9 protein-coding genes are annotated in these 13270 nt (G+C 49.2%); 1 reads left to right on the top strand and 8 read right to left on the bottom strand.

Annotated features, from left to right (window positions below; all coding sequences use genetic code 11):
- Positions 1 to 13: 13 nt before the first annotated feature.
- The gene (gene nadE / locus GJR95_RS00420) at positions 14 to 2143 is read right to left on the bottom strand and encodes an NAD(+) synthase (protein WP_162384007.1); all 2130 of its coding nucleotides are present in this window, start codon (positions 2141 to 2143) and stop codon (positions 14 to 16) included.
- Positions 2144 to 2489: 346 nt separating this feature from the next.
- Between nadE and GJR95_RS00415 the strand changes: the two genes are divergently transcribed.
- Positions 2490 to 3989, top strand: a complete 1500-nt coding sequence (locus GJR95_RS00415) for a capsule assembly Wzi family protein (RefSeq protein WP_162384006.1) — start codon at positions 2490 to 2492, stop codon at positions 3987 to 3989.
- Between the two features lie 31 nt (positions 3990 to 4020).
- Here GJR95_RS00415 and GJR95_RS00410 read toward each other — a convergent pair whose 3' ends face one another.
- The 7 genes from GJR95_RS00410 to GJR95_RS00380 form a co-directional block, all read right to left on the bottom strand.
- A complete protein-coding gene (locus GJR95_RS00410) occupies positions 4021 to 4977 on the bottom strand; it encodes a phosphatase domain-containing protein (RefSeq protein ID WP_162384005.1) in 957 nt (318 codons plus the stop codon).
- Between the two features lie 135 nt (positions 4978 to 5112).
- On the bottom strand, positions 5113 to 6387 hold the full coding sequence (locus tag GJR95_RS00405; protein ID WP_162384004.1) for a DUF5690 family protein: 1275 nt from the start codon (positions 6385 to 6387) through the stop codon (positions 5113 to 5115).
- 79 nt (positions 6388 to 6466) lie between these two features.
- Positions 6467 to 8716, bottom strand: a complete 2250-nt coding sequence (locus tag GJR95_RS00400) for a TonB-dependent receptor (RefSeq protein WP_162384003.1) — start codon at positions 8714 to 8716, stop codon at positions 6467 to 6469.
- 279 nt (positions 8717 to 8995) lie between these two features.
- Positions 8996 to 9517: an HD domain-containing protein gene (locus GJR95_RS00395; RefSeq protein WP_162384002.1), complete on the bottom strand. Its 522-nt coding sequence runs from the start codon at positions 9515 to 9517 to the stop codon at positions 8996 to 8998.
- 62 nt (positions 9518 to 9579) lie between these two features.
- Positions 9580 to 10500 carry a metallophosphoesterase family protein gene (locus GJR95_RS00390; RefSeq protein ID WP_162384001.1) on the bottom strand — a complete coding sequence of 307 codons (921 nt, stop codon included), beginning with the start codon at positions 10498 to 10500 and terminating at the stop codon, positions 9580 to 9582.
- A gap of 24 nt (positions 10501 to 10524) precedes the next feature.
- The gene (locus GJR95_RS00385) at positions 10525 to 11607 is read right to left on the bottom strand and encodes an alkaline phosphatase family protein (RefSeq protein ID WP_162384000.1); all 1083 of its coding nucleotides are present in this window, start codon (positions 11605 to 11607) and stop codon (positions 10525 to 10527) included.
- Between the two features lie 52 nt (positions 11608 to 11659).
- A complete protein-coding gene (locus tag GJR95_RS00380) occupies positions 11660 to 13258 on the bottom strand; it encodes a SusD/RagB family nutrient-binding outer membrane lipoprotein (RefSeq protein ID WP_162383999.1) in 1599 nt (532 codons plus the stop codon).
- Positions 13259 to 13270 lie beyond the last annotated feature (12 nt).

Below are 13270 nucleotides of genomic sequence, written 5' to 3'. Positions count from 1 at the left end.
TTTACCTGTTTACCTAAAACCCAATTTTACCCCTGCCTGGATTGCCTTTACGACTGGCTGGCTTCCGATCAGCGGCCCAATCGCGCATCTCGGCTAACTCCTTCTCGAAACCTCCCGACAAAATCGGAAAACGGCACCACGAACGCGGATCGAGGTTATGATCGTCGAGGTAAAACGACGGTGCGTAACGTTCACGCTTCCACTGATTACGGCTCCAGAGTTTGAAAAACCGTTCGACCCAAACCAGCAATCGCTCGCGGTCATAACCGGGAATTCCATCTCGTTCTGCGTAACGAACTTCCACGAGCTTTAACACCTCAACCGGTGGCTGTTTGTCACGAATAGCGGCTTCTTCAATCGAGTTCAGCACATCGTATGGCATCAAATCGTCTTCGTCGGTCTGCTTCTTGTCTAATGGGCGCAGTTCGGCGGTCGGTTGCAGGTTATTTACGGCGTGTAAGCCTTTTACCTTGATGAGTTGGTCGGATGTTGTCGGATCGTTGGTAGAACCCGTGCGGTCAGCCGGGGTCGATTCATTTTTGACGTTCAGACCGACGGTTTCGAGCCAACGCAGCCAGCCCCGCAGAAAATGCTTGTCGATTCCGGTGATTGGACTGATACTTCCTGCGGTATCACCATCCATTGTAGCGTACCCAACGGCCGCTTCCGACCGATTCGACGTACTGAGTAGCAACGCATTATTGAGATTGGCCATCATCCAGATACCCGGAGCACGCACCCTCGCCTGAATGTTTTGCAATGCCAGATCATCGGTATCCCACGATAATTTACGCCCCAATTGTCCTTCGATCAGCCCACGATAGGTCTCAACCAATCCATTGATATTGATATTCATGAACGTTGCACCAATATCTTCGGCAAGTTCTTTGGCTGAATTAAAGGTATCGCCCGACGAATTTTCGGTTCCCTGATACATCACCGTCAGTAGTTTGCCTACCATTTCTTCCGGTGTATGGCAATCCTGAATCGCTTTAATGTAACTGAGTTTTTTCTTGACACCCTCTAAACCAAGGTTCTGTACAGCCATCCGAATCATCAAAAAGACTGTTGCAGCAATGGCCGATGAGTCGGCACCACCACTCAGCGACAGCACGTATCCCTGCGAACGGCTCTTACGCAGGTAATCGAAGAGTCCAAGCGCGACCGCCCGTGCAAACTCTTCTTCTTTGAGATAACCGCCCCGCTCCCAGGCTTCGAGTTCCGCTTTCTGAATGACGGGCGCGATATCGGGCCAGTCGAACCGCTCCGAAACACGAAGATTGGGATAGGACAACGACAGGTTAGCCCGGTTCTGGGTCTGATTCAACCGTGTTGCTTCAACATCGACGACTGCCGGAACGATCAGAAAATCCTCGTAACTCAGGCGCGGCCCTGATACCAGCAATTCGCCATTCGAGGCAACCATCGCGTCGCCGTCGTAGATCATCCGGCCCGCTTCATTACCCAGCATATTGCTGTAGATATAGCTCACACCAAATGCGCGCGATGCGTCGACCACAAACCGTTCGCGCACCTGCGATTTCAGGAATGCAAAATGGCTGGCTGTCGGATTGAGAATAATATCAACACCTCGTTCGTAGAGGATACGGCCGGGGCGGTTGGCAACCCAGGCATCTTCACAAATCTCAAAACCAATCCGGATTCCCGATAAATCGAATACAATATCCCCAAAAGGGTACGAAAAATCGCCATGCGACGAACTGCTGATTTTGATTTCATCGCGTACATAAGCTGGCCAGGGCTGAAACCAACGCGTTTCGTAATGCACGCCATTATTGGCCATGTATTGTTTGGCCGCAAACCCCAATATGCGTTTATTGGCAATCAGACAGGCGACATCAAACGTGCGGTTGTTGTGGCGAAGCGGCAAACCAACGGCAACGGCAATATCGCTGGTATACTCTACTATGTCCAGCAACGAAGCAATGGATTGATCGATGGTATTCTGGGCAAAAAACGCATCCTCACACCCGTATCCTGAAATACAGAGCTCAGTCAGGCACAGCAGACTAACATCCTGACGTTTAGCTTCTTCAATGGCGTTAATGATATTCTGTTTATTGTGTTCCCAGGCTAAGGGTATCTGGTTCAGCACCCCGGCTGCTACTTTCAGAAGTTTCATGGATTATACTGGCGAAAGAGCGAAAGAGTAAATGAGTGGTTAAGCTCATTCCTCCTAGCTACATTATGATCATGCAAGGATAACAAAGATGAAGTAAAAATAGGTTGAATACTCCCTGATTCAATTGAAATAAGCCCGTAAAGTAAATCTTCATACGAGTTAATGTAAAGCAATCAGCCACTCTATAATCTGTCTTGCTGTTCCGTGCAATCATCCGAAGAATCTGCTACATTTACCGGTACGTGACTTACGTTCAAGGCTGTCTGAAAGCTCTTGCAATCGTAGCCTTATGACGAACCAGGGAAACGACCATTTCTGCTACTAAAACGATCGATTTTAACTCAGTATGACCAGATGGGCACGAATCTCAACCGTCATCACTTCGGTGGTCCTAGTCTGGTTAACTGAACGCACTCCATCGATAGCCCAAACGACTACCCCACCCCTACAAATCCAACTCGAAACGGGTGGATTTGCCTCCACAAACCAGGTTACACCCTTTTGGTTGCGGGCCAATCAATACGGCGTTGTTCCATTAATGACGCCATTGGCTACGTTTCAGATTAGTCTGTCGAAAGACTACAAGCCCATCGATACGACCCGGCATCGTGCGAACCGATTGGATTGGGGATTTGCTGTAAATCCAATCGCCAATGTGGGGAATAGCAATCAATTTGTACTACCCGAAGCTTATGTAAAACTAAAATATGGAGCCATAGAGTTCTATGCCGGGCGTCGCCGTGAGTTGATTGGCCTCGGTGATTCGTTGCAGTCGTCGGGTTTTATCATTGGCTCCGGCAATGCCATTCCAATTCCTAAAGTGCAAATTGCCACACTGGGTTATGTACCCCTGAAATTTCTGAGACGTTTCCTTGCCATTAAAGCTGGTTACGCGCATGGGTGGTTTGCTGATACGTATGTCAGGGGTTCGTATCTGCATCAGAAATATGTTTACCTGCGATTTGGGAAGCCCAAATCATCCTTAAAGGTACATATCGGCATGAACCATCAGGTGCAGTGGGGCGGGCAGGCCGATTACCTGCGTGGCACGCCACTGGCTCTGGATGGCCATTTGCCGTCTTCGTTCAAATATTACGGTAATGTAATTCTGGCCAATCGGCCCAGTGATTTCGAAAACGCCGACTACACCGATTTCGATGGCTCATACCGCATTGGTAATCATGTCGGTGGACACGATTTTGCGGTTGAGCTAACGACCCAGCGCGAAACAATGCTGATTTATTATCAGCACCCATTTGACGATGTTTCCGGGCTTCTTTTCCAAAATCTACCCGACGGATTGGTCGGATTCAGTTGGCGACGTCATCCCGGCAATGCTGAAACACGGTTTAGAGTCAGTCGATTTGTGGCCGAATTTCTGAGTACGATGGATCAAAGCGGCCCTACATTCTGGATTCCGAACTCCACGTTTCAGGGGGCCGATAATTATTTTAATCATTCGCAATATTGGCAAGGCTGGTCGTACAAAGGGCGCTCGATCGGTACGCCGTTCATTGCTCCCGAAGGCGAATTAAAACCTGAACTTACTCAATCGGCGGGTGCCTTTTTCCCGGACAACCGGGTTCAAATGGGCTACCTGGGAGCAGAAGGATGGTTCACAAACCGACTTCATTGGTTAACCCGGCTTGCTTACAGTCGTCATTATGGCACCTATGCCAACCCGTTCAATGCGGGCCTGGAACAGATCTCGCTCTTGCTGTCAGCCCAAACTTCGCTTTCTAAATCGGGAAAGACGCAGCTACGAACCAGCATTGCACTCGATCAGGGGCAGGTTTATCCTGAAACGGTTGGCGGTTCTGTCAGTCTGATCCATAAGTTAAAATGACTCCGATAGGTGTTTTGGCAACCACATGCTTCTAAAAATCGCCGTAATCAACCTGTATACACGTCAGGCCCAGTGTTCGACGCCACATATCGACAACCTGCTGGCGGTCATCTATAACCAGATCAACAGAATACCGTCCGGCAATGTGCTGTTCGAATAGCTCATACTTAATCACAGAGTCTTTTTTTCGATCGTTTTCTGGTCGCATAAATAGCTCATAATCAGACTCTAACCAACCAAAATATTGGTTTAGCCAGGTTATTGTTTCTGATCGACAGACAGCGTCACGACCGGAAATGAATATAATGACATGACCTGACGACCGCAGGGCCTGAACCAACCTGATGATGGGCCACTTGGGCGTATCAACCCCAACGCGATGCCAGTCGAAAGGTGATCGATCTCCCCGTTGGGCCACGGTGCCATCTATATCGACCAGCACACAGCGCGGCAGCAATGAGTTGGTAGTATGACCCTCCTGAATCCGGTTAGCTACCGGCCTTCGGGTCAGCACTTCCCTTTGAAAGTTGACGTTTTTTTTGAGCGCTGCGAGCTGTTCGGCCTGCCGGCGAATGACGGCCTCCCCTACCGAATCTGACCGATTCTGATCACGCCGAATGCACTCTTCGATTGGCGTCTCAATCAATGCATACCGAATTTCGACCTCAGGAAAACGACCACTGATCAATCGTCGGTACGCATTCAGGTAGCTCAGTTTCAGGTTCGTGTTGTCGATCAATACATGCCAGCCTCGTGCCAGCCCTTCCAGAATAGCCGTTTTCTGTAGCTCATTGACGAGTAATTCGATGCGATTTTTCTCCAGATCTGGCCAGGTTGCCCAGTAATCGCCCAATGATACAGGTAGTAATCCACGTCGCAGATCGTCGCGGTTAACGCGTAACCAATTCGAATTTTCGGAGCAGAATCGCCGGGCAAACGTAGTTTTACCACTACCGCTCAGGCCAGCCACTATCAGAACGTGTTTCATGCGTTAACAGGATGTGTTGTCAAAGATGTGCACCCATGGAATACGAACATAAAAAATCCAGCATTTGGGAAAATGCTGGAGTGCTAAGACCTTCTGCTGTGCCGGTTTTTGATCCGCGTACTCGTTTATAGCTGCTTATACCCCGGAGATAGTGACTAATTTTTCTTCTTTCTGAAACCGCCCTTTGAAGTAAATGAATGAGCCAATCACCAGTACAACATACAAAGCGGCCATGATGTAGGCTCCGTAGATGAAAAACTCGCGGTAACTAATACTGGCATGGCCAAAGTTCTTATACAGCAACACGCATACGCTGCCCAGATAGCCGTACCAGTCGGCCAGCGTTACGATAAATCCGACCGTGCTGACATACCGAAAGGTGGCAATTAGCCGCTCAAAGTATAGGCCATTGCAGGGCACATAGGCCATGTATAAACCTAACCCTGTGAGAAGGAACCAGTTACCAGGCGACAGCACACCGGTCGAGTATGCGTATGTGCTCAGACCGACCATGGCTCCCCCGGCCAGCATCAAACAGTTTAGCAAAGCAAACGCCCTGAAGTTGTCGGTCACACGCTGAAGCAGGGCCATCACGATGAGTATACCAACGGCGACCAGTGTTTCGGTTTTGGCAAAAATACCCGGATTGTTCACCCCGGCATCTTTCAGAATCTCTGGACCAAAATTATCACGGAAGTCGCGGAAGGCCGACAGCAATACGTACGATGCAATCAGCAGGATCAATCCCGGTCTGAAGTTCCGCACAAACGCCCTGCGTTCGGCCGCATCCATCGGTTTTCGTTCCGTACGCAACGCACGGTCTTCGTCGGTGGGTGGGGGTAGCAAGGTGAGCGCATAAATGGAAACCAGCATGGGCAAAACAAAGAGCATGCCTGTTACGAACGGCAACCAGAATTCGGTTACGCCCCAATCGGCCTTGATCGTCAGGGCGACCGTTTTCACGAATCCTGATGCGAAAATAAAGGAAGCGGTCAGGCCAGCCACCAGCGCGTCGGTCTGCCGACGCCCTTCCAGAAAACCAATCATGGTGCCATATACCATGCCCAGTGGTAAGCCATTGAGAAAGAGGAAAATAATATTCCAGGGAGCCGGAACCAGCGCAAAACCAAGTAGAGCCAGTAAGGCCACCAAGACAAAAAAGAGAATATTGATGGCCCGACGCCCCGGCGACATTTCAGAAACTACCTTCACGCCAATTCCTTTCGATACGGCATAACCGAAAACCTGCGCCGTAACGAGCCATATTTTATAGCTGACTCCGGCAAAAAACATACCCTCAAAGGTAACTGCCGTTATGCCCCTTCGGAAAGCATACATGCAGGCGTAGGAACAGAAGGCAGCGGTTGCCCCAAAAAGAACAAAGGCAGTAGGATTTCGGAGAAAACGCATTGAGTGTTGATGTAGGCGATGTTCGATAACATCCAGCGGTAGATTCCTGGCATTAAACTACGAACTTCAACTGAAAAACTCATAAACTAATTAAAAGTGATGCCCACGCACTGCGCCCGATACCATCTACGCCTGAACCATGTGTCCGGTAGGCTTCATTGGTAAGGTTCTGAAATTCAGCACTGAGGGTTATTTTTTCCCATCGATAGCCAGCGTTCACATTAATTACCTGCCAGGCTGGCGTACCGCCTTTGGCAATGCGGTTATCGTCCAGATCGGCCTGCGATAGTCGGGTCTGTGCACCCGCCCAGAGCAGTTCAGCCCTCGCCCACCAGTTGGTTTGTGGCTGATAGGTTAGACGAACCCGGCCATTGAGGGGCGGAATTCGTCGAAATGGTTCGTTTGGGCTGCTATTCTGACCGTACGTGTACGTCACTCCGGCATTAGCCAGCCAGTTCGTTGCGATTTCACCTTCAACCTCAGCCTCTATGCCCTGGGTAACTCCTTCGGCAATGTTCTGCTTTAAATAGACTGGGTACCCCTGAACCGAATCCATCCCGGTTCGAACAAGGCTGATAAAATTGGTCAATTGATTATGATACGCCAGCACCGTTGCGGAGAAGCGCGATGTCCGGACTTTTAGCCCGATTTCTTTATTGAACGATCGCTCCGGTTGAAGGGTATTATTGATCCCTTCGTAACGATAGTCAATCATACCACGGGCCCCCAGATCATTTACGTTGGGCACTCTAAATGCGGACTGTATCGATGCTACGACCCGTATCACTGGCATCACGGCATACGAAATTCCCAGATTTCCAACCAGCGCAGACGGTCGAATAATGGTTTTCCCCAGGGGCGGCTCAGTCGTTTGAATCCAGAACATATTGTAGCGCCCACCACCCGTTAACATCAGTCGGTTAAACGACAGCGTGTGGAGTGAAAATGCGGCCAGGCTGTTCATCGAAGCCCGATCTGGATATAAGCCACGGCTGGTGGTCACGGCTCCGGTCTGTGTATTTATCGCTTCACCACTGCTTCGTACGCGATCGTAGTACCACTCTAGTCCATTCTGCATTTGCCAGAATCGATTGGGGTTCGCTTTGGCCAGCAGTGTCAGGCCAGTGGTTGTCGTCTGATCACGTTCCTGTATCGCCGAAATACTACCGTTCATCTGACTCTGTCGCCCCTCCGTCTGCCGTTGCCAGGAGGCAGTCAATTGCACCGATCCCAGAAACCGTCGATTATAAAATCCTTCCAGGCGGGCATAGGCTAATTGCCTTCGTTGCGGGTTAAACCGATAATAGGCATAGTCTTCAGAGCGAACCTGGTGATAGACAGGCACATTATCCAGCTTTCCATTTTGGTAGGCAATCGTTGCAACGTATCGATTCGACAACCGAAACAGGGTCTTTACATCGCCCGAAATCTGGTTGTAGCCCGTTGGCGTTTCACGACCCAGACCCTTTCCGGCAACCAGATCGCCAAATGATCGATAGGCAAATCCACCCAGAAAGGCAAAGGAACGCGTTCCAAACCCTACCTCAGCCCGACCGGAATAGTCCATGCCCTGCGTCATTGCTTTGGCAAACAAACTCCCCTGAAACCTGGGCTGATCGGAAAACTGAGGTGTTTTGGTCAATACATTAACCACCCCGCCAATCGCATCTGACCCATAGGCGACCGAACCGGAGCTGCGAAGAACTTCGACTTGCCCCACACTCTGCGGATCAATCGTATTTAAGTACGGATTTGGTCCCGAGCGGGTTATGGCATTATTGAGCCGTATCCCATCGACCAGTAACAGTGTTTGCTGGCCGGTCAATCCTCTAATAAACGGCGCCCCTCCTGCATGATCGGTTTTCTGAATCCAGACACCCGTTGAACCAAACAAAGCTTCCGAAATTGTCCGCGGAGGTTGTTGCCGTAGATCCCGATTCGATACGACAGTGGTTACCTCAGGTCGGTTAAAATCCGGCGTTTCTGCCCGCTGAATGCTGGTAACTGTCTGCTGATTAAGCTGAACAGCACTAGGCTGTAATCGAATGGTCGTGTTTACATCGGCACGGACACCCATCGTTATCGGTTCTTCGGCCAATTGATAACCGACCGAACGAAGCCGCATCACATAACTTCCTCTTGGCACATTATAGATAATAAAATACCCTTGCTTATTTGTTATGGCTCCTTTGGTAGTCTGTAAAAGTTGCACAGTAACTTCCGGCAGAATTCGGTTTGTTCGGGCATCACGAATCGTACCCGTAAGAGTCTGTGCATTACAAAATCCAGAAAGCAAATAAAATAAAATAACAGTTATACGTATTCTCATATACTTTATATTCTATATTTTATTAAAAATAAAAAATAAAATACAAGTATCAGCGAAATAAAATCAAACCTAGTTAACGGTAAAATAGCTACTTATAAATACACCATTTTACCAATATAATACAATAATTGGATTTTAATAATCCTACTCTGGGTCTGCCAATGAGCGTTAGAACGTATTCCTAATACCTAGGACTTTCTCCACAAAACTCCGTGCCACGGTTAACCATGTCGCTCTAAAATAACCGTGGCACGGGGTTTTGTGGAAAGACGAACTCACCTACATAGCCAGGTAATAGTCAATTCCCGGTGTGGGCAAACCGGGAATTTTAGCCTGTTCGTCCCAGGATCGAAGCTGTAGAATACCTTTGAAATACGGGTTGGTCTCAAAAGCAGCCGCTTCCTCTTCCGACATCGGCCCACCTTGAAATTCCAGCGTTTTCAGACTGGCTTCTGACAGTCGGGCGAAGTATTTCGGATTTTTGAAGACCAGATATCGCTTGGCATTTACGTGGTTTTCAATCAATTGAGCTACTTTCTCCGAATAGCCAAGCTGCCTCAGATAGTCGGCACCAAGCCGCTCATGGTCAATCGTTCCATAACCATCCATGTACCCTTCAGCCGATTCGACCGGCAACAGATGACCAATATCATGCAGCAGGGCGGCTTTTACCGTGTCGGTGTCGGCTCCGGCCAGTTCTGCCAGCTGGGCACATTGCAACGCGTGTTCGAGCTGCGTTACAGGTTCTCCAAAGTAGGCATCATTACCGCTTTGGGCGAAGAGGTTAGTTATTACCTGCATATCAATGATGGTTGCTGGATGAATTGAGCGCCAACTCAATTCATCCAGCAATCCAATTACAGTCAAGTATATTGAACGTATGTTCGCGCTACACTTCCATCGTCATACAAATCGATCAGCGCATAACCGGCTTTGGTTTCATGGAATGAATCGGTCTTCCACCAGTTACCGCTCACGGCTCCGTTGCACAGATAAGCGATACCATTGTAATCGACCCGATCGAGCAAATGAGTGTGGCCGCTCAGTGCAGTTTTTACATTCGGATACTGGTAAAAAAGCTTTATTAATTCCGCGGAATCAGTGTGCATCAACCCACTAGTGATAATCGTCGGGTCTTTTTTAGGCTCGCTGTCGAATGTAAAAACCGTACTTGTTAGAATTGGTACATGCGATAGTACTAAGATAGGCGTTTTAGCGCTGGTTTTCGCCAAATCCTGTTTTAGCCAGTCGAGTTGTTCTGCATCCAGAAAGGCCGTATACCAGCTTCCATCGGGTTTGGGCTGCACACTATCAAGCACAATAAAATGCCATCCGTTCCGGTCGAACGAACGATACCGGTTGCTAATCTTCATCTGCTCAACGGCCCATTTCTTGCCATAAAGCGGTTCACCTTTCGCCTTCTCAAATCCCCACACATCGTGATTTCCAATGCAATGTTCAATAGGCAATGAGTTATCGGCTTTTATGACCTGATGCCAGACATCCCATTGTTTCTGCACCCGATCGTGATCCTGCACCAACGCGTCCATAATCGTGTCGCCCCCATGCATCAGAAAGACCGGCTTATCAGCCTGATTCTGAATATGGTGCAGGCATTTGGCAATTTGCTGCATGGGCTTCGATTCCGGCAGGATGTGCGTATCGCCGATATAGGCAAAACGAACAGAACGCTTTCTGGGCTGATCAGCCGTTGTAGTCAGAGAAGTCCCGGCTGTCGCTATAGGCAGCAGACTGGCTGTTTTGAGGAGAGTTCGACGGTTCATGGTTTTGGAAGAGTACTAAATTGATCACCGACTTTTACTGCCAATGCTCTCAAGCGGTTTGCCGACCGGATGATCACTTTTAAACTCCATGCCCAGCAGTTGAGCCAATGTGGCAGCGATCTGATTCTGAAACAGAACAGGACCGTTTTTCTGCTCCCCTGTCGATGCAACGCCAGCACCTATTGCAGCCATCCAGATCTGATATGAATCGGCAGTTTTGGTACCGTGATCTTTCCAGCGGGCTTTGGGTGTATGCCCCCGTCCGTGATCAGTCGTCAGTAACATTGCCGTTTTTCCGGCATATTGCGGCATCCCTTGCAGTAGTTTCCACAAATCAGCCAGATACCCATCGATCGACTGAACCATGCGCAGATGATCGAGGTATTGTCCGGCATGGGCCAGATCGTCGGTTTCGTCGAACGATAAAAAAAACACCCTGGGCTGGTTTTGTTTGACATACTGCCGGGCTGAAAAATAAGTCAGAAAATCGGCACGCACGCCATCTCCAAACTGGCGGGGATACAGCGTTGTCATGTCACTCAGCAACGAATCCGTTGCCGAACGAGGTTGCATCGGCTCGTTTGCCGAACTGGCGTAAATGCCCGTTCGTTTCTCATTAACGGCCGCTTCAATAACGTCCCACGATGAAAACACGGCCACTTTTCCCGCTAGACCCGGCTGTTTATTCAGAAACTCCAGAACCGTTTCGTTCGGGTTGTCGATTTTGTCGTTCGATTTGATCCGGTCATCGGCATATCCACTAAGAATTTCGTTGTAGCCCGGATAACTGAACCAGTGTGGATTCGACACATTCATACGGTTCCCCAACTGCCGATTGCCATACACCTGCCCTTGCTGACCGATGGTATTCCAGAGAAAAGGCGTAAGGCGTTTCCGGCGCTCGGTGGGTGCAACGGCCCAGAATTGCTTACGGGCACTGGCCGTATCGCGACTGTATACCGGATCAAACAACAATGTTGAATCGGCTCCATTAAAAATTTCCTGCCAGCGAACACCGTCAAGGGTAACCAGCACTATATTCTGAGCGGGCTGGGCAATTACCGGGCTGCTGAACAGCAAGACAAGTAAACAAAGAGTAAGTCGCATTAATGAGAAGCAAAAAGGCCCGTGGTTCTAATTGCACGGGCCTGTCGGGGTTTTATTTTAAAATCCACATGGCTGCATTTATATCATCATTACCGCCGAACTGACTCGTAATGGCCGCAGAATTATTGGCCGAATTATACGATCGCTCCGTAGACGGATACTGCCAGCGCAATGGGATTCGGGTGCTATTTCCGGTACCGGGTCCAACCATGAATGTGGGTACCCCTGTTCGGCGCTGGTTATAGAACGCTTCGAGACCGCCCTGCTGGAAGAACGCCAGGTATTTCTGCGTCAGTACCTGCGTTAGACCAGCGGTTGTATTACCGGCATATTTTACGGCTGGCTGAGCGTAATAATCGGCAAAACTAACCATAACCTGATAGGTGTTGAACACTTTATAGCCCCCATCGGCCGAGAAAAATACATCGTTACTGCCATCTTTTAACCCATAAAAACCCCACGATGCCTGAATGCCTTTTTTGTAATAATCTTCGGCACTTCCTGTAGCCCAGCCCCGATTGATGCCTTCGGCAATGGTAAACTGAAGCTCAGGATAGCCGATAATGACATATGGTTCAGCCGTGTAGGTGCTATAATAATGTTTCCGGTTCTGGAACGAGTAAAGACCCTGATTGGCGTTCGTTGACATAACGGCCAGATCTTCGCCCGATGATGCACCGATAAAAGCCGCAAAATCGGTTGGTTTGACACCTGCCGCAACCTTAGCCGTGGCGGGTTCAGCGACAATAAATGTGCGGGGATCTTTCAGCGTTGTCAGCGTACCCAGATATGTAGCAGCCATATTCTCACGAGTAGCGTTCTGGCCAAAATTATCCGGGTTACGGGGATATTTGTTAAACTGACCATTATAAACAAATTGCAGGTTATCGTCCATCGAACTCATCACCGGATATTTGGTGGGGTTATTGACGATATCCGCAAACCGCGCCTTTACGTTCAGGTCGGTATCCGCATCTTTCTTGCTCAGGCTAACCAGCACTCGCAACTTATAGGTATTGACCACCTTCTGCCACTTGCTGAGGCTATTGGACAGGTAAATATCTCCCGTCAGGTTATTGTCGCTTTTCGCGATCAATGCTGTCAGGTCGGCATTTGCATCGTCGAGCCATTTCAGAATCTGCACATAGGTGTCCTTCTGCGTGTTGTATTTGGGCGTTTGGTTCGCTTCTCCCAGCAGCGCTTCCGTCACCGGGATGTCACCCACCCGCTTGGTCATGTTCTCGAAAAAGAACGCTCGGAAGAACTTGCCCAGTGCCGAATAGGCATTGACATCGGGTAGGCCTGCTTTTTTAGCTTCCTGCTCCATTTTCACAACGTTTTTCAACGTCGTATAGTAGAGATCCGTCGATGTCCAGGCATAATCGTTGGTGGCATAGTAATTATAGTTACTCGCGTAAAACTGGTTCCAGCGTTGCTGGTCGCCCCACCCGCCATTGGTCACACCATGATAACCCGTTGGGCTACTGTTGCTGTTGTACATATCGTTCAGAATGCCACTGAAAACCAGCGAAGCCGGTGCGCTTGTCGGCCGGTTTGGGTCCTGTTCGAGTTCACCAAAGGGCTTTTCGCAACTGGTCAGTGTCAGACCAAGGATGAAAAGCGGGAAAAGAATATGGTTATGAAGTTTCATGATTTTTTAGTC

It is taken from the genome of Spirosoma endbachense (assembly GCF_010233585.1).
GTDB classification, from domain to species: domain Bacteria; phylum Bacteroidota; class Bacteroidia; order Cytophagales; family Spirosomataceae; genus Spirosoma; species Spirosoma endbachense.
The sequence above is the reverse complement of the archived record's forward strand: the minus strand, read 5'-3'. Positions and strand labels throughout refer to the sequence as shown.